Origin of the sequence: Collinsella aerofaciens (genome assembly GCF_018785245.1) — a bacterium.
GTDB lineage: Bacteria > Actinomycetota > Coriobacteriia > Coriobacteriales > Coriobacteriaceae > Collinsella > Collinsella aerofaciens_AD.
The window spans coordinates 56,261-77,617 of the sequence record NZ_WQPL01000019.1 but is presented as its reverse complement, the minus strand read 5'-3'; the positions used below and the strand labels follow the sequence as shown (position 1 = coordinate 77,617).

At 61.0% G+C, this 21,357-nt stretch carries 18 protein-coding genes; 9 read left to right on the top strand and 9 right to left on the bottom strand.

Annotation, left to right across the window (positions count from 1 at the left end; all coding sequences use genetic code 11):
- Positions 1–10: 10 nt before the first annotated feature.
- The 4 genes from GPK39_RS04400 to GPK39_RS04385 form a co-directional block, all read right to left on the bottom strand.
- A complete protein-coding gene (locus GPK39_RS04400; protein ID WP_117745808.1) occupies positions 11–919 on the bottom strand; it encodes a UTP--glucose-1-phosphate uridylyltransferase in 909 nt (302 codons plus the stop codon).
- A 314-nt stretch (positions 920–1,233) separates the two neighbouring features.
- A complete protein-coding gene (gene rplL / locus GPK39_RS04395; RefSeq protein ID WP_006235005.1) occupies positions 1,234–1,611 on the bottom strand; it encodes a 50S ribosomal protein L7/L12 in 378 nt (125 codons plus the stop codon).
- 102 nt (positions 1,612–1,713) lie between these two features.
- Positions 1,714–2,235 carry a 50S ribosomal protein L10 gene (gene rplJ / locus GPK39_RS04390; RefSeq protein ID WP_006235004.1) on the bottom strand — a complete coding sequence of 174 codons (522 nt, stop codon included), beginning with the start codon at positions 2,233–2,235 and terminating at the stop codon, positions 1,714–1,716.
- Positions 2,236–2,740: 505 nt separating this feature from the next.
- On the bottom strand, positions 2,741–3,877 hold the full coding sequence (locus tag GPK39_RS04385) for a pyridoxal phosphate-dependent aminotransferase (RefSeq protein ID WP_215674034.1): 1,137 nt from the start codon (positions 3,875–3,877) through the stop codon (positions 2,741–2,743).
- A 93-nt stretch (positions 3,878–3,970) separates the two neighbouring features.
- On the opposite strand from GPK39_RS04385, the gene GPK39_RS04380 reads away from it, so the two are divergent.
- The gene (locus tag GPK39_RS04380; protein ID WP_195503396.1) at positions 3,971–4,633 is read left to right on the top strand and encodes a hypothetical protein; all 663 of its coding nucleotides are present in this window, start codon (positions 3,971–3,973) and stop codon (positions 4,631–4,633) included.
- Position 4,634: 1 nt separating this feature from the next.
- On the opposite strand, the gene GPK39_RS04375 is transcribed toward GPK39_RS04380, so the two are convergent.
- From GPK39_RS04375 to GPK39_RS04355, 5 genes are all read right to left on the bottom strand, one after another.
- Positions 4,635–5,198, bottom strand: coding sequence for a uracil-DNA glycosylase family protein (locus tag GPK39_RS04375; protein ID WP_195503397.1), 564 nt, complete (start codon positions 5,196–5,198; stop codon positions 4,635–4,637).
- 3 nt (positions 5,199–5,201) lie between these two features.
- Positions 5,202–6,578, bottom strand: a complete 1,377-nt coding sequence (locus GPK39_RS04370; protein WP_195503398.1) for an alpha-amylase family glycosyl hydrolase — start codon at positions 6,576–6,578, stop codon at positions 5,202–5,204.
- A 153-nt stretch (positions 6,579–6,731) separates the two neighbouring features.
- Positions 6,732–7,928, bottom strand: a complete 1,197-nt coding sequence (locus GPK39_RS04365) for an MFS transporter (protein WP_215674032.1) — start codon at positions 7,926–7,928, stop codon at positions 6,732–6,734.
- A 123-nt stretch (positions 7,929–8,051) separates the two neighbouring features.
- Complete coding sequence (gene feoB / locus GPK39_RS04360) at positions 8,052–10,412, bottom strand: ferrous iron transport protein B (RefSeq protein WP_215674029.1); 2,361 nt, start codon at positions 10,410–10,412, stop codon at positions 8,052–8,054.
- A 472-nt stretch (positions 10,413–10,884) separates the two neighbouring features.
- Entirely contained in the window at positions 10,885–11,784 is a 900-nt protein-coding gene (locus GPK39_RS04355; protein ID WP_215674027.1) for an alpha/beta hydrolase, read from the bottom strand.
- Positions 11,785–12,027: 243 nt separating this feature from the next.
- On the opposite strand from GPK39_RS04355, the gene GPK39_RS04350 reads away from it, so the two are divergent.
- From GPK39_RS04350 to GPK39_RS04315, 8 genes are all read left to right on the top strand, one after another.
- Positions 12,028–12,591, top strand: a complete 564-nt coding sequence (locus GPK39_RS04350; protein ID WP_252204666.1) for a PTS sugar transporter subunit IIA — start codon at positions 12,028–12,030, stop codon at positions 12,589–12,591.
- Between the two features lie 181 nt (positions 12,592–12,772).
- Entirely contained in the window at positions 12,773–14,176 is a 1,404-nt protein-coding gene (gene asnS, locus GPK39_RS04345; RefSeq protein WP_055285210.1) for an asparagine--tRNA ligase, read from the top strand.
- Positions 14,177–14,434: 258 nt separating this feature from the next.
- Positions 14,435–15,220: a hypothetical protein gene (locus GPK39_RS04340; RefSeq protein ID WP_117745796.1), complete on the top strand. Its 786-nt coding sequence runs from the start codon at positions 14,435–14,437 to the stop codon at positions 15,218–15,220.
- Between the two features lie 160 nt (positions 15,221–15,380).
- Positions 15,381–16,361 (top strand): ABC transporter substrate-binding protein, encoded by a 981-nt coding sequence (locus tag GPK39_RS04335; RefSeq protein WP_215674023.1) that lies wholly within the window; start codon positions 15,381–15,383, stop codon positions 16,359–16,361.
- Between the two features lie 203 nt (positions 16,362–16,564).
- The gene (locus GPK39_RS04330; RefSeq protein WP_006234992.1) at positions 16,565–17,488 is read left to right on the top strand and encodes an ABC transporter permease; all 924 of its coding nucleotides are present in this window, start codon (positions 16,565–16,567) and stop codon (positions 17,486–17,488) included.
- Positions 17,481–18,275 carry an ABC transporter ATP-binding protein gene (locus tag GPK39_RS04325; protein WP_055250279.1) on the top strand — a complete coding sequence of 265 codons (795 nt, stop codon included), beginning with the start codon at positions 17,481–17,483 and terminating at the stop codon, positions 18,273–18,275. The genes GPK39_RS04330 and GPK39_RS04325 overlap by 8 nt, the downstream gene beginning before the upstream one ends.
- Positions 18,276–18,433: 158 nt before the next feature.
- Positions 18,434–20,458, top strand: coding sequence for a bifunctional metallophosphatase/5'-nucleotidase (locus GPK39_RS04320; protein WP_215674021.1), 2,025 nt, complete (start codon positions 18,434–18,436; stop codon positions 20,456–20,458).
- 129 nt (positions 20,459–20,587) lie between these two features.
- On the top strand, positions 20,588–21,355 hold the full coding sequence (locus GPK39_RS04315; protein ID WP_195239368.1) for a mechanosensitive ion channel family protein: 768 nt from the start codon (positions 20,588–20,590) through the stop codon (positions 21,353–21,355).
- The last annotated feature ends 2 nt before the right edge of the window (positions 21,356–21,357 follow it).

The following is a 21,357-nucleotide window of genomic DNA, read 5'->3' as shown; positions in this document are numbered from 1 at the left end:
GTCCGAAGGCTTACTTGCGCATCAAGCCGCCGCGCTCGTCGATGGCGTCCCAGAAGGCGCTTGCAAAGCGAGGATCGCTTGCAGCCATGAGAGCGTTGGTGGCCATCCAGCCAGAGGGAGTGCCGGTGTCGTAGCCCGACAGCGGGTCGATGACGACCGCGTACATGGCCTCGCGGTCGAGCGAGCGGGCCATGGCGTCGGTAAGCTGAATCTCGCCGCCCTTGCCGGCCTGCTGATCAGCGAGCAGGTCCATGACCAGCGGGCTCAGCAGATAACGGCCGACAATGTACAGGTTGGACGGAGCCGCCTCGGGAGCGGGCTTCTCGACCAGACCGCCGATGCGCCAGACAGCGCCCGGCTCTGCATCGGCAACGTCCTCGGCGCCCTCGAGCGAACCGACGCGCTCGCCGGCGATAACGCCGTAGCGGCTGACTTCCTCGGGCGAGCAAGCAGCGACGGCGATAACCGAAGCTCCACCGTGCTCCTTGGAAACGGCGAGCATCTTGTCGCAGATGTCGCGATTAGGCACAACGTAGTCGCCCAGAAGAACCAGGAAGTTCTCCCCTGCCACGGCGTCGGCAGCAGAGCGGATAGCATGGCCGAGGCCCTTGGGCTCGTACTGATAACGGAAGTCGACCGGCATACCGCCAGCGTGGGCGACGGCATCGGCATAGGCGTTCTTGCCGCGCTCGCGCAGCAGGTTCTCGAGCGAGCGATCGGGCTGGAAGTAGTTCAGTAGCTCGGGCTTACCGGGAGATGTAACGATGATGGCGTCGTCGACTTCCTCGGGGTCGAGCGCCTCCTCGACGACGTACTGAATGACGGGCTTGTCGAGCACCGGCAGCATCTCTTTGGGCGTGCACTTGGTGCCAGGCAGAAAACGCGTGCCAAGACCGGCGGCGGGGATGATTGCCTTCATGTTATTCAAAGATCCTTTCGCAGGCGCAAAAGCGCCCCATGCGTGCGGCGCACGGCCGCAGACCAAATTGCGATACCCAAGCATCTTACCGCTGGAACTATATGTCGCTACAAGGCAGAGACAATTCTTCAGCAGGTCAACGCAAATTATTGCTCGAATGGTGCAATTTTATTGCCCAACGGCAAGGCACCCGATACGACGCAAATCACAGAACATGGCAGTTTGAGCTACCGATGCCGAGGGACCGAAAAACAAAAAAGACGGGGCTCGCAATGCGAACCCCGTCTGCAAAGAAATCTGGCGAGAAAGCCTGATTACTTGAGGGTGACAGCAGCGCCAGCAGCCTCGAGCTTCTCCTTGGCAGCCTCGGCGTCCTCCTTCTTGGCACCCTCGAGAACAGCCTTGGGAGCGCCCTCGACGACCTCCTTGGCCTCCTTCAGGCCAAGGTTGGTGAGCTCACGGACGGCCTTGATGACCTGGATCTTGTTGTCGCCGAAGCCCTCGAGCACGACGTCAAACTCGGTCTTCTCCTCGGCCTCAGCAGCGCCAGCAGCGGGAGCGGCGACAACAGCGGCAGGAGCAGCGGCGGAAACGCCGAAGGTGTCCTCGATAGCCTTAACGAGCTCGGAAGCCTCGAGAAGGGTCATTTCCTTAAGAGCATCGATGATCTCATCGGTGGTAAGCTTAGCCATTTCTAAGTCCTTTCGGTTTCCGTGTCAGTGCACGGAGATCAGTTAAAACACGGCGCGAATGCGCCAGGGGTGCGGCGTTGCCGCCGCGGGTGAAAACAGCGACTAGGCTGCCTTCTGCTCGGAGACCTGCTGGATCGAACGAGCGAGACCAGAGGAAACGCCGTTGACGCAGACAGCGATGTCGCGAGCGAAACCGGAGATGAGACCGGCGATCTGGCCGAGAAGCTGATCCTTGGTGGGCAGCTCGGCGATAGCCTTAACATCATCAGCGGAAACGGCCTTGCCGTCGGAGATACCGCCCTTGATCTCAAGGACGCCCTTGGACTTAGCGGAGAAGTCCTTAAGGGCCTTAGCGGCCTCGACCGGCTCGGACTCGTAGAACACATAAGCGACGGGGCCGGCGAGAATCTCGTCGAGCTCGGGCTGCTCCTGGTTCTTGAGGGCGATCTTGACCAGGTTGTTCTTGTAGACCTTCATCTCGGCGCCGCACTCGCGAAGCTGATGACGCAGCTCCTGAGCCTGCTTAACCGTCAGACCGTTGTAGTTGACGACGAACAGACCGGCGTTCTCGGCGATACGGGACTCGATCTCTGCAACCTTGTCGATTTTGTACTGCTGGGGCATGAATTACACCTCCTCGAATTCTTTCCGGGCACGGTCCGCCACAAGGACGTGACGGGGGCATGTCCAAAAAGAAAGCCCCCGCGCTGCATGAGCGACGGGGGCGAGAAGACATATCTACTCGACCACCTCGGCTGGCGGGATATCCCATTAAGCTCGCGGGCAATGCCCGTTTGCGCCGGCTGTCTCTGGCAGCGGATTCGTGCGTGAACCGAAAGTATTATGGCGGGGACCCCGGCGTCGGTCAACGGAAAACCGGGCTGTACACAATTCCACCATCCGGCCGCGCCGCCGAAGGCCAGGCGCAAGGTTTTCGCTCGGTCAAGTCCTGGCTCGCACGAAGAGCACATTAAGTGCTCTTCGGCTCGTGCGGAATCTACGAAAACCTTGCGCCTGGCCTTCGGCGGCGCGGCCTGCGTCAACTATGGGGCAGCCCGGTTTTCCGTTGGCCGGCGCGCCCCACTCATAATGCTTGGGTCGGTGGGCTGATGTGTTGCATCCCTTAGGGCTACAAAGTTGAAATGAAGGCGGACAGGCGGCGGAGGCCTTCGTCCAGATTTTCATCGCTTACGCAGTAGCTTAAGCGGATGTGGCCTTCGGTGCCGAAGCAGTCGCCCGGGACTAGGGCTACGTTTGCTTCTTTGATGGCTTTGATACAGAAGGCTTCGCTGGTTAGGCCGTACTGTTTGATGCTGGGGAAGGCGTAGAAGGCTCCCGCCGGTTCAACTACGTCGAGGCCCATGGCGTTTAAGGCTGCGAGCACGCGTTCGCGGCGGGCTCGGTAGACTTCGAGCATGGGGGTGGGGTCGACGGTCAGGGCTCGCGCTGCGGCGTCCATTTCGAAGGAGACGGCACTCGATACTAAGTATTGGTGAGCCTTGGCGATCTCGGCGATGACGGGTGCCGCTGCCGCGAGCCAGCCCAGGCGCCAGCCGGTCATGGACCAGGGCTTGGAGAAGCTCTCGATGATGACCGTCTGTTCACGCAGCTCCGGGTGACGCTGGGCAAAGCGCTCGTAGCCATCCACATAAACCAGGCGGTTGTATACGTCGTCGCAGACCACGTAGATGCCCGCCTGCTCTGCCACGCGCGCCACGGCGTCGAGCGAAGCCGCGTTGAGGATGCAACCCGTAGGATTGTTGGGCGTGCAGATGACGATGGCCTTGGTCGCCGGCGTCACGCAAGCACGAAGTGCGTCCTCGTCAATCTGGAATTGCGCAGGCTCCGTATCCAAAAAGACCGCCTTGGCGTGGTTGGCCACGACGATGCTCTCGTACAGGCCAAAGGCCGGCGTGGGGATAATGACCTCGTCGCCGGGGTTGAGCATAGCCATGAATGCTGCCGACAGGGCCTCGGTCGCACCGTCGGTTAGGATGACCTCGTCGGCCGAAAACGTAAGGCCCGCATCCCCCATGTAGGCAGATAACGCCTCACGCAGGGCGGGGCGACCGTTGTTGGGCGGATAGTGCGTGTCACCGCGGTCCAGTGCGGCGGTCACCTCGGCGCTAATCACATCGGGCGTGGGAAAATCGGGCTCGCCAAGCGCAAGCGCGATGCACCCCGGGTGCTGGGCGGCGAGCGCATTGATCCGACGGATGCCGGAGGGCTTGAGCGTGGCAAGCGAGGTATTCATGGGCAGTCGCATGGCGTTCCTTTCGTAAGGGTTGCACTAGGATAGCGCGGCGGGGCGCCGCCGGACGGTGTAACCTAAACGGAAACCAACCGGAAAGGAGGCAGCATGGAGCCGACCGCGCGCAGCGATGTACCAAAAACGCTGCAAACCATTGCGTATATCAGCATTCCCAATAGTGCCGATCTTGAGTTTTTGCTCTGGGACCTGCAGGATGCCATCGCCGCCTATGCACAGCTTTCCGGCACCGCACTCCCCCGCCCGGTCGACTTGAAGGCAAATGACGCCGGCAGCGTTGCCGATGGCATCGTGCTGGCCATTGAAGATGTGGCTGACGATGAGACGTTGACAGCTATCGAGCAGGCGCTTGAGCGCTTTGGCGGTACGGGAACGCGCGTCTATGCCGCAATTCGAGCCGCACGAGAGGGCACTGAGCAGGCGCGTGGGACCGCCGTTCGCCTGCACAAGGCATGTGAGCGCCATGACCAATTGTGGTGTGGAGGCGTTGTCATCTGTGCCGGCAGCGGCTTCGCGGCGCTTCGTCATTCTCCGCGCATGGGACTTTTGCGCCGACCGTTTTCGGAAGCGATAGATAAGCTTGTGGGCGCTGTGCGCATGGGCTGCTCCGTCGAGCATGCACAGCGACTTGGCGGCGGCAATGCCGCCAACGTCGACACCGACGGCATGGTTTGCGCCGAGCCAGCCGTGCCCGCGCCGATCTGGCGAGGCGTTCTGAAACGTCTGGGCGCCCACGCTCAAACAAAAATCTAAATTAAATAACAGCCCAGTCAACGGCTTCGTGCCAACGCTCAACAAGACGCTCCAGGCGCCAGGCGGCATTGGCGGGACTTGTCGAGGGCAGGACGATGGCAGGCAGCCCCGTCCGATCTTGCAAGTAGCGTTTGTAGAGTCGCCCTGCCGTGCCGCCGTTACAGACAACGACCTCAATCGGCGCGGCATCGGTAATGCGCTCGATATGTGCCGGCACAACGTTGCGAATGCTCGCGTCGCTCGAGCCCTTAATGTCACAACTCTCGATCACATCCCACAGGGCTACGCCGCCGTTAAGCAGCATGACCCGCTTGACGGCAATGGAGGCATCGAGCGTCGCGGGCTCACCGCTTGCCAAAGAATCGCCCTCGTTGGGCGGAACAGGCACACCGAGGCACGCGGCCACCACACGCCAAAAGCGATTCTGAGGGTTGCCGTAATAAAAGGCATTGGCGCGCGAAAGCACCGAGGGAAACGACCCGAGCACCAAAACGCGCGAGTGCTGGTCGAACACGGGCTCAAACCCATGCTCAATATGTTGGTAGCCCTTGTCAGATGCGGCCATGGGCTAGGCTCTCAACAGATAGCGCACCTCGTAGGGTGCAAGTTCAAGGGTGCCCGTCAGCTCGACCGTGGGCGCATCGTCGGCAAGCAGGTCGACGAAGGACCCGTTGAGCTCGCCGGCGCCAAAGGTGTAAGGCTCGCCCACGGCGTTCACCGCCACGAGCACCGTCGCGTCGTCACAGGCGCGCTCGAACAGCAGCTGCTTGTTCTGGATCACCACGTTGCGATAGGCACCGTAGTTGAGAGCACGGGCCGCCGCGTCATCGGCCGAGCGAAGGTGTGCGAGTTGCGTGATGAACGCCGTCAGCTCATTGGGCGCAGGCTCATCGAGCGCAGGGCGCAGCGCCCAGTCGCCATCGGGGCCGCCCTTTTCGCCAGCAATTCCCCACTCGCTGCCATAGTAGACGCACGGGATGCCCGGCATGCCAAAGAGCATGCCGTAGGCGGGACGCAGACAGGACTTGTCGGTGAGGATGCTTGCCAGGCGCGGCACATCGTGGTTGTCGACAAACGACAGCAGATGTTTGCCGCGGTAGATGCACCAGGGGTCGCCGCCAAACTGACGGTGCAGCGAATGGGCGATCTCGAACATGTTGACCGAGTTAAAGCTGGAGTACAGGCCCTTGTAGCACTCGTAGTTGGTGCAGGAGTCGAGCATCTCGTCGTTGACGATCTGGTTGTAGTCGCCGTGAAGCGTCTCGCCGATGAGCACAAAGCCGGGCTTGAGCTCACGGGTAAAGGAGTGTAGGCGGCGCATAAAGTCGCGGTCAAGCATATAGGCAACGTCCAGGCGCAGGCCGTCGACGCCAAAGACGTCGGCCCAACGGCGCACGGACTCGAGCAGGTAATCGACCACAGCGGGATTTTGCAGGTTGAGCTTCACAAGCTCAAAATGGCCTTCCCAGCCCTCGTACCAAAAGCCGTCGCCATAGCAAGAATCGCCGTCAAAGCTGATGTGGAACCAGTCCTTGTAGGGCGAGTCCCACTTGCGCTCCTGCACATCGCGGAAGGCCCAAAAGCCGCGACCGACGTGGTTGAAGACGGCATCGAGCACCACGCGGATGCCATGGGCGTGCAGCGTCTCGCACACGGCGGCAAAGTCGGCATCCCCACCCAGGCGGCGGTCGATATGGCGCAGACTGCGCGTGTCGTAGCCATGGCTATCGGACTCAAGCGGCGGGTTGATGAGCACGGCGCCAACGCCGAGTTCCTGCAGGTAGTCGGCCCACTGGGCGATCTTCATGATGGGCGCATCGGGGTTAGGAGCAACGTTGGCGGCCTGGGTAAGCTCATCCTCGGCAACGGGCGCGGCGTTTTCGCGCGGAGCTCCGCAGAAGCCCAGCGGATAGATCTGATAGAACGTCGTCTCGTATGCCCACATAGCAACCTCCCGGTAAGCTCAACACAACGACATCCATTGTATGCCCGGCTTGTATCCTCTTCCCCAAAATAAGTTGCGGTGGAATAGTTCCTGCTTGGGCCTTCAGAGGCCTTAAACAGGAACTATTCCACCGCAACTGATGAGGGAACGTGATTAGGCGATAGGCTTTGCGCGACGGATGGCTGGGAACATCACCGTGATGGCGAGGATAACGCCCACGACCGCAATTGACCCGCCCGCGAAGCCGATCCAGGCGATACCGGGGCCCGAAACCACGGCTCCGCCGATCGCGGTACCTGTGCCAATACCCAGATTAAACAGGCCCGAGAAGATCGACATGGCGACGGCCGACGAGTCCGCCGGCGTGTACTTGATGAGCTCGGCCTGAAACGCCACGTTAAAGGCTGTGGCGCAGCAGCCCCACAGCGCGCAGACGGCAAGCACTGCCACGAGCGACGATGTGGCCGGACCCATGAGCAGCAGGGCCGCCGGCACGCCGGAGAGCGTAATAGCCAAGAACGGGAACCGGTGCCCATCGAACAGGCGGCCGAACAGCCAGCTGCCCACCAGACCAGAGCAGCCAAACGCCGTCAGCGTCATGGTGATGGCGCCCGCGTCGACGTGCGCGACCTGCGCCAGAAAGGGCTCGATATAGCTGTAGCTTGCGTAATAGCCGGTCGCCATAAAGACCGTGACTGCGTAGAGCGCGATCAGGAACGGGTTCTTGAGCAGCTCGGGCAGTTGTTTGACGGTAAAGCGCTCGCTCGCCGGCATGGCCGGGAACACCGCGGCCTGGTACACCACCGCGGCGGCGGAGAAGGCCCCGACCACGGCGAATGTCATGCGCCAGCCCACAGCCAGCCCGATGGCGCGGCCGATCGGCAGGCCAAAGATCTGCGCGATGGACGAGCCCGTGGCGATCATGCTGATGGCGAGCGCCCCGTGGCGGGTGTCGACCAGGCGCGAGGCCATAATCGAGGCGACTGACCAGAACACGGCATGCGCGCAGGCGACCACCAGGCGTGCGCAAACCAGGATAGGATATGTCGGTGCCACAGCGGACAGGAACTGACCCAGAGAAAACACGGCGAGCACGCCGAGCAGCATACGCTTGAACTCAAAGCGCGAGGCAAACACCATAAGCGGCAGTGACAGCAGCATGACGCCCCAGGCGTAGACCGAGATCATGATGCCTGCCTGGGCCTCGGTGAGCGAGAACGATGCGGCGATATCAGTCAGAAGGCCGATGGGCATAAACTCCGACGTATTGAACACGAACGCGCAACAGGCGAGCCCGATAAGCGGGAGCCACTGCCTGAGCGAGATGCCATCTTGTCTTGCCTGAGTCATGTAGGAAACCTCTCCGATTGTCTTGGGCGGTGGGCGATTATATAGCAACGGCCCCGCATCCGTCAGTACAGATGCAGGGCCGCAATCAACTCAATACACAGAGGTTGCGCCGTCAATAAATAGCTAAGCCAACCCCAGCAACATGCCCGCCGAATGCACGACAAACGCCACGACCCAGGCGACCGTCACCTGAAACGCGAATACGGCCACGGCATAGCGTGCGCCCAACTCGCTCTTGACGGCGCCGATGGACGCCACGCAAGGCGGGTACAGCAGCGTAAAGACCAAGAACACGTAGGCGGTAAACGGCGAAAACATGGCTGACAGTGCCGCGGGAGAGGTTGCGCCCAAAAGCACCGTGAGCGTCGAGATGACGCTCTCTTTGGCAATAAGTCCGGTGACGAGCGCCGTCGATGCACGCCAGTCGCCAAAACCGAGCGGCGCCAGCACCGGCGCGATGATGCTGCCGAGGCCCGCAAGCAGGCTTTGCGACTGGTCGGCGACCACGTTAAAGCGGATATCGAACGTCTGCAGGAACCAGATGACCACCGTAGCGGCAAAGATAATGGTAAAGGCCTTGGTGATGAAGTCCTTGGCCTTATCCCATGCCAGCATCACCGTCGTCTTGACGCTCGGCAGGCGGTAATTGGGAAGCTCCATGATAAACGGCACCGGGTCGCCCTTAAATGCCGTGCGGTTGAGCACCAAAGCCGCGATGCAGCCGACCACGATACCGATCAGATAGAGCGAGACCATGGCGGGAACTGTCGCCTGTGGGAAAAACGCCCCGCACAGCAGGCCGTAGACCGGCAGCTTGGCCGAGCAGCTCATGAACGGCGTGAGCATGACGGTCATCTTGCGGTCGTGCTCAGATGGGAGCGTACGGGTTGACATGATAGCCGGCACGGTGCAGCCAAAACCGACGAGCATGGGCACAAAGCTACGGCCCGACAGGCCAAAGCGACGCAGCACCTTATCCATGACAAAGGCCACGCGCGCCATGTAGCCCGAGTCTTCCAGAATGGAGAGGAACAAGAAGAGCACGACGATAATCGGCAGAAAGGTCAACACACTGCCCACACCCGTAAGCACGCCGTCGACGGCCAACGAACGCACCACGTCGTTGGTTCCGAACGCCTTGAGGCCCGCATCGGCCGAGGCGATGATGACAGCGATACCGTCCTCCATGAGTCCCTGCAACGCCGCGCCGATCACGCCAAATGTCAGCCAAAAAACGAGGCCCATGATCACCAGGAACGCCGGAATGGCCGTGTAGCGACCCGTCAGGATGCGGTCGATCTTGACGGAGCGCACGTGCTCGCGGCTCTCGTGCGGTTTGACGACGCAGCGCCCACACACGTCGCCGATAAAGCTAAAGCGCATATCGGCCAGCGCGGACAGGCGGTCGGTGCCGGCCTCGCCCTCCATCTGGGTAATGATGTGCTCGATAGCGTCGAGCTCGTTGCGATCCAGGTGAAGCGCCTCGGTCACCAGCTCGTCGCCCTCAACCAGCTTGGTCGCCGCAAAACGCACCGGAATGTGCGCCGTTGTGGCGTGATCCTCAATCAGATTGGCGATGCCGTGGATGCAGCGATGCAGTGCACCGCCGTCCGAGCCATCGGGCGCACAGAAGTCCAGGCGACCGGGGCGCTCGCGGAACCGCGCCACGTGCAAGGCATGATCCACCAGCTCGCCGATACCCTCGTTGCGGGCAGCGCTAATGGGGACAACTGGCACGCCCAACAGGCTCTCGAGCAGATTGACGTCCACGGCGCCGCCGTTGGCCGTCACCTCGTCCATCATGTTGAGCGCGATGACCATGGGGCGGTCGAGCTCCATAAGCTGCAGCGTCAGGTACAGGTTACGTTCAATATTAGTAGCGTCGATGATGTCGATGATGGCGTCGGGGTTTTCGTCCAAGATGAATTGGCGGCTGACGATCTCTTCGCCCGTGTACGGAGACAGCGAATAAATGCCGGGCAGGTCGGTAACGCTCGCCTCGGGGTGGTTACGAATAGTGCCGTCCTTGCGATCGACCGTCACGCCGGGAAAGTTACCGACGTGCCGGTTGGAACCCGTCAGCTGGTTGAACAGCGTGGTCTTGCCGCAGTTTTGGTTGCCGGCGAGGGCAAAATGCAGTGGCGCGCCCTCGGGCACGGCCGTCTTCGCGGCGCGGGGCGAATACGTTCCCTCGCCCAGGGCCGGATGCTCCGTCGTGCCGATTGCGGCGTTAGCGCGCGGACCCGTATCGGTGTCGTGAATACCCACAAGCTCGATGCGAGCGGCATCGTCCTTGCGCAGTGTCAATTCGTAGCCGCGCAGGCGGATCTCGAGCGGGTCGCCCATGGGGGCGTACTTCATCATGGTGACTTCGGTGCCCGGCGTTAGGCCCATGTCCAAAATATGCTGTCGGAGTGCCTGATCGTCCGATGCCACCGATGCGACAACGGCGTCCTTTCCAATCTCGAGTGTATCGAGCTTCACGTCCGTGTTCCTCCCCCGGCGCCCACAGGGCGTTGCATTTATGTTCACCTTGGCTAACCGTTTGCCACGGCTAACCAATTTAACCATGCATGATAGCGCGAACACACAACGATGTTCAATCAGCAAATTGGCGCAATGGGGACAGGCAGGAGAGTTCAGGGCCATAGTTTCCCGATGAGGCCTCTCGGGGAAACTACATCCCAGAATTCCGGCTCGAAACGGGATATGGTTTCCCAAACAGGCCTCTTACGGAAAATGCATCCCGGAATCCCCGCTCGAAACGGGACGCGCTTTCCCAGTCGAGGCCCTATGGGAAACTGCGTCCCACCTTGAAAGGCAAAACTGGGGCGCAGTTTCCGGACGGGGCATCAAAAACGAAGTTGCGGTGGAATAGTTCCTGGATGGGCTGGTTGATGCCCCAGATAGGAACTATTTCACCGCAAGTTATTGAAGAGCTTGGATGCCGGGACTCTTACAGATGGCGCTCGAGGAAGCGGAAGGCCAGGCGGATCCAGGGACGGACGGAAACCTGCTTGTCCTCGTTGTCGACCGCGGTGTTGGCGTTGCCGAGCGAAAGGCCATGACCACCCTGGTCGAAGACGTGCATCTCGCATGCAACGCCCTCCTCGGCCATGCGCTGCGCAAACGGGTAGACCTGCGCGATCGGCGCCGTCTTGTCGTCGGACACGCCCCACACAAAGGTCGGCGGCATCTGACGCGAAACATGTGTGGTGGGGCAGATATCGGCCAAATGCTCGTCAGTTGCCTCGCCACCCGTCACCATCGACAGGTAGTCGTTGAGCAAATCGCGCCCCGTCTTGCCGCCCGTCTTGGGCACACGCAAGTCAATGCGCGGATCGCGCGTCTGCATGTCGCGCACATAGGCAAAGTCGAGCAATGGATAGCCCAGCACCACGGCATCGGGACGAATGTCGTCCGGACGCGCCCCTGCCAAGCCCGCGAAGGGACCAGTCTTCCATTGCGTTGCCAGCGAAGCACAGATCATGCCGCCCGCCGAGAATCCCACGACGCACACACGCTTAGGATCGACATGCCACTCGTCTGCGTTGGCGCGCACCGTGGCGACCATCTTGGCAAGATCTGCCTGGGGGTGCGGAAAGCTCACGTCACCCGTAGAACTCGTGACATAGTTGAGCACAAAGGTCTGGTAACCGTGATCCAAAAACGCAAACGCCACCGGGTCCTGCTCGTGCGGAGCGATATGCGTAAACCCGCCTCCGCCGCAGATAATCACCGCGGGGCGGCGGCCATTGGGCTTGTCGGGCAGCGGCTCGGCACCCAAATACGTAAACGTCGCCGGATATTCCTCGGTCGGCTCCTCGCCCCACAGTGCATGGTTCTCGACAATCATATGTGCTCCCTTCGCGCAAATTATGCGCCCTTGTTTTTCGCCTTCAAGCGTACCCCACTTGAACCCGTGGCGCAGAAACACTCCGGCAATAAGTTTCCCTTCAACTGATATATCACATAATCCCAGTTCAGAGGTATCGTTGAGCAGCGTAAAATAGGGGCGTTGACCAAGCCGCGAAACACATGCGAAACGTTTCCGGCAAACCAAACGCGCGATATGCGCCTATTTAAGTTGGAGGCAACTATGGGTCTGCTCGATTCGCTTAAGTCCACCTTCACCTCGACCGGCGAGGCGTCCGTTCCGCCCGCAGCAAGCTTCGCTACCCGCGAAGGCGTCATCTACGCCCCCGTCAACGGCGTGCTCGTCAACCTGGACGAAGTTCCCGACGAGACGATCGCCTCGGGCATGCTTGGCCAGGGCTATGGCATCGAGCCCATTACCGGCACCATCTATGCGCCCGCCAACGGCCGCATCGGCGCCACCACTGTCACCAACCACTCCATTGGCATAATCACCGAGGACGGTCTTCGCGTGTTCATCCATGTTGGCCTGGGCACCGTAGAAATGAACGGCAAGGGTTTTGCCCGCTTTGTCGAGATGGGCGATGTGGTCAAGGCAGGCCAGCCGCTCATCAGCTTCGACCGCGAGGCCATTAAGGCCGCTGGTCACGAGGACATCGTGACCGTCATCGTCTCCGAGCTCGATCGTCTTAAGAGCATCGACCATGTCGGCGAGTCTGGAACGCTTATCGGCGGCAACCCGCTCGTCAAGCTTGGCGACCCGCTGCTGGTTGCCAAGACCAAGTAGCCAGGCCCCGCGCCACACAGCCAAAAGGCACCTCGTCAAGCGCCCACGACCATTAGGCCGCGGGCGCTTTTCGTTTGAAAAACCATCCCGCCAATGCCTTATCTGTATAGCCCAAATGAGCCGAGCTGCTAAAATATCGAACTGTATGGATAACTATCATTCAACCGTTATGGGAGGATACGTGAACCGCACCAAAATCGCGCAGCTCTATGCCGATGCCGAGTCGCTCGGCGGCCAGACCGTCACCGTCGCCGGCTGGGTCAAGTCCGTCCGCGACATGAAGAACTTTGGCTTTGTTACGCTCAACGACGGCAGCTGCTTCCGCGACCTGCAGGTCGTCATGAACCGCGAGGCACTCGACAACTACGACGAGATCGCCCATCAAAACGTCTCGGCCGCACTCATTTGCACCGGCACCGTCAAGCTGACCCCCGATGCGCCCCAGCCTTTCGAGCTTTCTGCCACCTCCATCGAGGTCGAGGGCACGAGCGCCCCGGATTACCCGCTGCAGAAGAAGCGCGCAACCGTCGAGTTCCTGCGCACCCAGCAGCACCTGCGTCCGCGCACCAACCTGTTCCGCGCCGTGTTCCGCATCCGCTCTGTCGCGGCTGCCGCCATCCACCGCTTCTTCCAGGAGCAGGGCTTTGTCTACGTCAACACCCCCATCATCACCACGAGTGACTGCGAGGGCGCCGGCGAGATGTTCCGCGTGACCACGCTCGACCCCAAAAATCCGCCCCTCACCGAGTCCGGCGAGGTCGACTGGAGCCAGGACTTCTTTGGCAAGCATGCAAGCCTCACCGTGTCCGGCCAGCTCAATGCCGAGAACTTTGCCATGGCCTTTGGCGACGTGTACACCTTTGGCCCCACCTTCCGTGCCGAGAACTCCAACACCACGCGCCACGCCGCCGAGTTTTGGATGATCGAGCCCGAGATGGCCTTTGCCGACCTTAACGACTACATGGATAACGCCGAGGCCATGCTCAAGTACGTCCTTAAGGACGTCATGGCAACCTGCCCCGACGAGCTCAATATGCTCAACAAGTTTGTGGACAAGGGTCTGCTCGAGCGCCTGGACCATGTCGCCAACTCCGACTTTGCCCGCGTTACCTACACCGAGGCCGTCGAGATCCTGGAGCAGGCCGTCGCCGCCGGTCACAAGTTTGACTATCCCGTGAGCTGGGGCATCGACCTGCAAACCGAGCACGAGCGTTTCCTGACCGAGGAGCACTTTAAGCGCCCGACCTTCGTGACCGACTACCCGGCCGAGATCAAGGCGTTCTACATGCGCATGAACGAGGACGGCAAGACCGTCGCCGCCGCCGACTGCCTGGTGCCGGGCATCGGCGAGATCATCGGTGGCTCCCAGCGCGAGGAGCGCCTGGATCTGCTCGAGGCCCGCATCAAGGACCTGGGTATGAATCCCGAGCAGTACAAGTACTACCTTGACCTGCGCCGCTACGGTTCCTGCAAGCACGCCGGCTACGGTCTGGGCTTCGAGCGCTTGGTCATGTATCTGACCGGCGTGGGCAACATCCGCGACGTCCTGCCGCACCCGCGCACCGTGGGCAACGCCGACTTCTAATCGTCGAACGCTAGCTCGCGTCGCCACACGCCAACGCTCATCGCACAAGCGTCTCTCGACATCGGTCGAGAGACGCTTTTTTCAACAGCATCCGTCAAGCTTTTGGCAAGTTTTTGGTCAGTTGAGCAGGGCTGTTGAAAACTCGACCCGCCGTTTGCCGACGACTACCGACCGCCCAGAGCGCCCTGCGCCCCTGGGAAAGCCCCGCGTCCTAGGCTCCATACCGTCGCCACCCAAAACGGAAAGGACGTGGGCACCATGACCGAAGCCGCTGTTGAAACCTACGACACCACGACGAGGGGCGCCGCCTCGATGGCAGCCTATCGCGCCGTTCGTATCCTGCAGCTCTTGAGCGAAAACACCGGCGAAGACAAGGCCATGCTTTCCGATGAGCTGATCCGGCGCCTCGCCCATCCCGACGACCCCGCCCGCATGCCCATCTCGGCGGCGCGGCGCAGCATCTACACCGCCATCTCCGCGCTTCGCCATGCCGGATACGAAATTGAATACAAACGCGGCGTGGGCTACAAACTTCTTACCCGCCCGCTCACCGATGAAGAGATCATCCGGCTCCACGGTATGGTCATGCGCAACCGCTCCACGCCTATCGCTATCCGCAAGAGCATGGCGCAGCACTTAGTTGCCATGGCGAGCGCCGACGTTCGCGGCTACCTCGATACACCCGAACCCGCTCCAAGCGCAGGCAGCAAGGCTACCAAGGCAACACGCACGCCCATCAAGCGCATCGACACGTGCGAGCTCGTCGAGCAGGCCATCGACCACGGAACCACGGTGAGTTTTGATATTTCGAGCGTCACGACACGCGGCGAAACCGAAGCAGCACGGATGACACTCCGTCCCTTTGCCATCAGGCAGCGCGATGGCATCTCGTATCTGCTGGGAACGGTCTACGACGCCCGAGGCACCGACGATACGCTGCGCACCGTCGAGATCGCCCGTATGAGAAACGTCAGCACGCGCCTGCTCGACGGCAAGAAGCTCTTCGCCGCCCTGGACGAGGACGACGCCTCCTCCGCCGCATAAGACCCTCCGCCGCCCATTCGACTACCCGTACCGCCCATCCGATTCTGTATTAAAAAACCCGCCAGGCTGTTGTAAAAATGGACATCAGCGCTACTATAGTCCCACTTGCACTTTGTCCCAGTGCAGTGTTTCCAGCCATTTTTATACTGGGGGTAATGATATGAAGGACATCACCATCAGCCGCAGGAGCCTTCTGGTCTCCGCCGGCCTGCTCGCGCTCGCCCCGCTCGCCGGATGCGGCGGCAGCTCTGGTTCCGGCTCCGCTGCCGCCGGTTCCGACTACACCATCGGCGTTCTGCAGCTCACCGAGCACTCCGCGCTCGATGCCGCCAACGACGGCTTCGTCAAGGCCATCAAGAAGAGCGGCCTTAAGGTCAAGATCGACCAGAAGAACGCCCAGAACGACCAGTCCACGTGTAAGTCCATTGCCGACAAGTTTGTGGGCGACAACGTCAACCTGATTTATGCCATCGCCACGCCCGCCGCGCAGGCTGCCGCCGGCGCCACGGCCGATATCCCCATCGTGGGCTGCGCCATCACCGACTACGCCGCCTCCGGCCTGGTCCAGGACAACGACAAGCCCAGCACCAACGTCACGGGCGCTTCCGACCTCACCCCGGTCGCCGAGCAGCTCGAGATGATGCAGAAGGTCCTGCCCGACGTAAAGAAGGTCGGCCTGCTCTACTGCACCGCCGAGTCCAACTCCGACGTCCAAATCAAGGCCGCCAAGAAGGAGCTCGACAAGCTTGGCCTCGAGTACACTGACTTCACCGTCTCGAGCTCCAACGAGATTCAGTCCGTCGTCGAGTCTGCCGTGGGCAAGGTCGACGCACTGTACTCCCCCACCGACAACACCATCGCCGCGGGTGCCTCGCAGGTCGGCCAGATCTGCAAGGAAAACAAGCTTCCCTTCGTGACTGGCGAGGAGGGTATGTGCATGGCTGGCGGCCTGTTCACCCTCTCCATCAATTACGAGGACCTGGGCTACGCCGCGGGCGAGATGGCCGTTAAGATCCTGAAGGGCGAGGCCAAGCCCGAAGACATGCCGATCAAGCACCTCTCGAGCAAGGACCTGGTCGTCGTCAAGAACGACGAAATGGCCGAGGCCCTGGGCATCGACCTTTCCGCTCTGGACGCGTAATGCCATACGCGGCATGCGTCTAGAGCCCGTGCTCGCGCTTTAGCCGCGTTATTCAATATCTGAGCCACAGGGGCGGGCGCTGTAGACCGGCGTCCGCCCTGCTTGTTTCAGGTAAAACAAAACGTCTGTCCGCAGCTCTTCTATGCATTGTTACCGCTATTATGGTGAATCACGTGTCCACCCTATCCTAGGAGGTATGAAGCATGCTCATTGCATTGCAGGGCGCCGTTTCGCAGGGCGTCCTCTGGGGCATTATGGTGCTTGGCGTGTTTATCACGTTCCGCCTGCTCGACATTCCCGATATGACCTGCGACGGCAGCTTTGCCCTCGGCGGCTGCGTCTGCGCTGTGCTCATCGTCAATAACAACGTCGACCCGCTGCTCGCCGTGCTGGCCGGTATGTGCGCCGGCGCCATCGCGGGCGCCGTCACGGGCATTTTGACCACCGTCTTTGAGATTCCTGCGATCCTCGCCGGAATCCTCACCCAGATCAGCCTGTGGTCCATCAACCTGCGCATCATGGGCAAGTCCAATACGCCCATTCTTGCCAAGGGCACCGTGTTCTCCGCCGTCAGCAATATGACCGGTCTGCCGCAGTCCACCGTTGCCATCATCTTGGGCATCCTGCTCGCCGTGGCTATCGTTGCCATCCTGTATTGGTTCTTTGGCACCGAGATCGGCTCGGCGCTGCGAGCCACCGGCAACAACGAGTACATGATCCGCGCTCTGGGCGTCAACACCAACTCCACCAAGATGATCGCCCTCGTGCTCTCCAACGCCCTCATCGGCCTTTCGGGCGCGCTCATCTGCCAGAGCCAAAAGTATGCCGACATTGGTATGGGCACCGGTGCCATCGTTATCGGTCTTGCCGCCATTGTTATCGGCGAGGTGCTCGGCCGTCTGCTGCCCGGCGGCCTCACGCAGTTTAGCGTCCGTCTTGCCTCCGCCGTCTTTGGCTCCGTGGTGTACTTCCTCATCCGCGCCATCGTGCTGCAGTTGGGCATGGACGCCAACGACATGAAGCTGCTCTCCGCCGTAATTGTCGCTGTGGCCCTGTGCGTGCCCGTGGTTTGGGAGCGCTATAAGCTCCGCAGCTCCTACACGAAGGGAGATGAGGCAGATGCTTAAGCTCTCGCATGTCAAGAAGACCTTTAACAAGGGCACCGTCACCGAGAAGCGCGCGCTCACCGGCGTCGACCTCACCCTGAATGACGGCGACTTTGTAACCGTGATCGGCGGCAACGGCGCCGGCAAGTCCACGCTGCTCAACATGATCGCCGGCGTGTACCCGCTCGATTCGGGCGTTATCGAGCTCGACGGCACCGACATCTCGCGCCTGAGCGAGTCGCAGCGCGCCAAGTACCTGGGCCGCGTGTTTCAGGACCCCATGCGCGGTACCGCTGCCGACATGCAGATTGCCGAGAACTTGGCCCTCGCCAAGCGTCGCGGCCAGCGTCGCGGCCTTTCGTGGGGCGTCACCAAGGCCGAGAAAGATGAGTACGTTGAGCTGCTCAAGCGCCTGGACCTTGGTCTGGACACGCGTCTCAACGCCAAGGTCGGCCTGCTCTCGGGTGGCCAGCGCCAGGCACTCACCCTGCTGATGGCCACGCTCACCAGGCCGCGCCTGCTGCTGCTCGACGAGCACACTGCGGCCCTCGACCCCAAGACGGCCTCTAAGGTGCTCAACCTGACCGAGGAGATCGTCGACGAGAACCACCTGACCACGCTCATGGTCACGCACAACATGAACGACGCTATCCGTCTGGGCAACCGTCTGATCATGATGCACGAGGGCCATGTGATCTACGACGTGGCCGGCGACGAGAAGAAGTCGCTCACCGTGGCCGACCTGCTGCAGAAGTTCGAGGAGGTCTCGGGCGGCGAGCTCGCCAACGACCGCATGCTGCTAAGCTAAAACCTGCCAAAAAGGGACAGGTTTATTTTGGTAGGTTTTATCTGCGCAAACGCCAAAACCGCCGCAAAGGGACAGAGGCCCTTGCGGCGGTTTTCGCATATTATGTCGATAATCCGATATTCAACCAGACATTCTGGCTAAGGACTAAGGAAACTGCCATGAAAAGACTCCCCCGCTTTGCGTTGGCCGCCGCGTTGTTTGCCGGCGCGCTCGCAGGCATCCCAAGCCTCGCTTTCGCGGGAAACCTGCCCGCCGCTATTGACGGCTCCGTGGCCGTCATGCACACCAACGATATCCACGGCAGCTACAAGTACAGCTACAACGCAAGCAAGGGCACCGGCACTGTGGGCTTTGACGGACTGGCGGTTTTCTATAGCGCCCAAAGCAGCGCCCCCGATCTTTTACTCGATGCGGGCGACACCTTCCACGGACAGCCCTTCGCCACCATGAGCGAGGGCAAGAGCATCGCCGAGCTCATGGACACCTTCTACGCCGACGGCTACGACGCAACCACGCCAGGCAACCACGACTGGAGCTACGGCGCGGACAAACTCCGCACCATGACCGGCTACAGCACCACCGGCACGCCCTTCGCCATGCTCTGCGCGAATGCAACGTCCTCGAACGGCGTATGGAGCTCGAGCATCACGAAGACGCTCGATCGCACCTGGGAGGATAGCGAGGATCACTCCACATTCGCCTACAAAATCAAGGTCGGCGTCGTCGGAGCCATGGATGAGTCGCTAGGTTCCTCGCTGCGCGCGGACCTGGTCGCGGGCACCAGCTTCTCGAGTGCCGCGAACGCCATCAATGCCGAGGCGGAGCAGCTGCGCAAGGAGGGCTGCGATGTTGTTGTGTGTATCGCGCACACGCTCGACGCAAAGACCTTTGCCACGCGGCTCCGTGGCGTCGATGCCCTTATCGCAGGCCACGAGCACATCAACCTTAACGAGAAGGTGACGGGAGCCGACGGCAAGACGATCCACGTTGTCGAGGCAGGCAGCGCCTTTGCCGAGGTGGGGCTGCTTTCCATTCCGTACAAGTACGACACGAATGGCACCGAGACGACCGACGATGACACGGTCACAGTCCCTGCAGGCGGCACTGACGAGAAGCTCTACACCGCCAAGAACGTCAATGACCTTTTGGCAGACCCCGACAAGGGCTCCGACTACCAAAACCGCCTTGAAGCCGTCCGCAACAAGATCAAGCCGCTCGACGTGGCCTTTGAAAACGAATCGAACAAGGTGCTCGGCACATCCACCACCAACTATTTCTACGGCGAGGACGCCGCAGGCACGCATGGTTGGGAAATGGTGCGCACCACCGATTTCCGCCCCAGCAAGGAGGGCGATACCACCAAGGCCCAGACCATCGGCCATGTGATTTGCGGCTCCTATCTTGCCTTGACGGGCGCGGACCTCGCTATCGAAAACGCTGGCGGCATCCGCGGTGGCATCGCTGCGGGCGATGTGACCGCCGGCAACGTCATCGCTATCTCGCCTTACGGCAACACCGTGGAGACCTGGACCATGACCGGCGCGGACTTCCTGGCAGCGCTCGAGCACTCACTGCAGATCAGCGACGAGTGCAATCACAGCTACGAGCTTCAGCAAGCCTACGTGGCAGCCGGCCATACCGAGCAGGAGGCGCAAGACAAGTACAAGTGGCGCGATGACTCTGGCAGCGTTCTCTCCTTTGGCGGCATCAACGTTACGATTGATTGGACGCAGCCCGAAGGCAAGCGCATTGTGAGTGCCACACTCACCAAGGACGGCAGCACGCTCGACCCCGCCAAGGCCTATACCGTCGCCACCAACAACTACATCATCACCAACACGACCGACTTTCCCACCTTTGCACACGCCACCAAGTACACCGAGTGGGGCACGTGCGAGGCGGCGCTGAGGGCGCTGATCGGGCAGAACGGCTGGGAGAGCAAGATGGCCTCGCTCGCGGGCACCATCAGCTTTGGCTCCGCTGCCGTGGACCCCACGCCCACACCGGCCCCGACGCCTAAGCCCTCGCCCAAGACGGACACGACGACCACGAAGGTCATCACCAAGAAGACGACCGGTAAGCTCGCCGCAACGGGAGACCACACGCTGGCAGTAGTTGGCGCGTGCCTTATCGGCGGCATCATCGTCATCATCCTCGGCATTATCTGGAAGCGTCGACGCTAAGCTACACCGCCGGGCCTTGCAGCCCCGCCGCGTAAACCTTATATCGAGCACAGAAGCCCGTCCGAATTTGATCGGACGGGCTTCTTGGTGGGTATCATGGTTGGACGATCATTAGGAGGTTTTCCCCACATGGAATTGTTTGAGCCGATTCTTCATTTCTTTGAGCAACGGTGGGTCCACAACATCATCTGGGCCGTCATCTTGGCGATAGGCACCGCCGTCGCCGCCAAGGTCGTATCCAAGACCCTGAACCATCTGCTTAACCGAGACGATAACCCGCTTCCGGCATCGAGTATCTTCATCAACATCGCGCGCGCCGTCATCTGGATGATTGGCGGCAGCTTTATCCTCGACAACTGTTTTGGCATTAATGCAAACGCCCTCGTCGCCGCTCTTGGCGTCGGCGGCATCGCCATCTCGCTCGGCTTTCAGGACACGCTATCAAACCTTATCGGCGGCATGCAGGTGACCTTTATGGGCATCATCAAACCCGGCGACAATATCGAGGTCGGCGGCGTATCCGGCGTTGTCCAAGACATCACTTGGCGCCATACGACGATTGAGGATGCCTGTGGACAGACCATCATTGTGCCCAATTCCAACATCTCCAAGAACACGCTCGTGCATTTGATGCCCTTTGGGCGCGTGGCCGTGCCCGTTGCCGTAAAGGACACGTCTAAGTGGGCCTCCCTTGACGTGCTGGCAGACGAGCTCACGAGCGCAACCAAAACGGCCGTCTCGCCCATCTCGGGCTTTGACAAGGAGCCCTACGTACTCTTTAGCGAAATCGGCGACTTTGGCATCAAAGGAAAGATCATCTTTATCGTCAGCGACGACAGCACTACTTTCACGGCAGCCGACGCCTGCATCCGCGCCATCGCCCCCATCATCGCCTAAAC

Excerpts from the sequence above, each read along its gene's own strand:
- GPK39_RS04400 (WP_117745808.1), bottom strand. The coding sequence starts at position 919 with ATGAAGGCAATCATCCCCGCCGCCGGTCTTGGCACGCGTTTTCTGCCT.
- rplL (WP_006235005.1), bottom strand. The coding sequence starts at position 1,611 with ATGGCTAAGCTTACCACCGATGAGATCATCGATGCTCTTAAGGAAATG.
- rplJ (WP_006235004.1), bottom strand. The coding sequence starts at position 2,235 with ATGCCCCAGCAGTACAAAATCGACAAGGTTGCAGAGATCGAGTCCCGT.
- GPK39_RS04385 (WP_215674034.1), bottom strand. The coding sequence starts at position 3,877 with ATGCGACTGCCCATGAATACCTCGCTTGCCACGCTCAAGCCCTCCGGC.
- GPK39_RS04380 (WP_195503396.1), top strand. The coding sequence starts at position 3,971 with ATGGAGCCGACCGCGCGCAGCGATGTACCAAAAACGCTGCAAACCATT.
- GPK39_RS04375 (WP_195503397.1), bottom strand. The coding sequence starts at position 5,198 with ATGGCCGCATCTGACAAGGGCTACCAACATATTGAGCATGGGTTTGAG.
- GPK39_RS04370 (WP_195503398.1), bottom strand. The coding sequence starts at position 6,578 with ATGTGGGCATACGAGACGACGTTCTATCAGATCTATCCGCTGGGCTTC.
- GPK39_RS04365 (WP_215674032.1), bottom strand. The coding sequence starts at position 7,928 with ATGACTCAGGCAAGACAAGATGGCATCTCGCTCAGGCAGTGGCTCCCG.
- GPK39_RS04355 (WP_215674027.1), bottom strand. The coding sequence starts at position 11,784 with ATGATTGTCGAGAACCATGCACTGTGGGGCGAGGAGCCGACCGAGGAA.
- GPK39_RS04350 (WP_252204666.1), top strand. The coding sequence starts at position 12,028 with ATGGGTCTGCTCGATTCGCTTAAGTCCACCTTCACCTCGACCGGCGAG.
- GPK39_RS04340 (WP_117745796.1), top strand. The coding sequence starts at position 14,435 with ATGACCGAAGCCGCTGTTGAAACCTACGACACCACGACGAGGGGCGCC.
- GPK39_RS04335 (WP_215674023.1), top strand. The coding sequence starts at position 15,381 with ATGAAGGACATCACCATCAGCCGCAGGAGCCTTCTGGTCTCCGCCGGC.
- GPK39_RS04330 (WP_006234992.1), top strand. The coding sequence starts at position 16,565 with ATGCTCATTGCATTGCAGGGCGCCGTTTCGCAGGGCGTCCTCTGGGGC.
- GPK39_RS04325 (WP_055250279.1), top strand. The coding sequence starts at position 17,481 with ATGCTTAAGCTCTCGCATGTCAAGAAGACCTTTAACAAGGGCACCGTC.
- GPK39_RS04320 (WP_215674021.1), top strand. The coding sequence starts at position 18,434 with ATGAAAAGACTCCCCCGCTTTGCGTTGGCCGCCGCGTTGTTTGCCGGC.
- GPK39_RS04315 (WP_195239368.1), top strand. The coding sequence starts at position 20,588 with ATGGAATTGTTTGAGCCGATTCTTCATTTCTTTGAGCAACGGTGGGTC.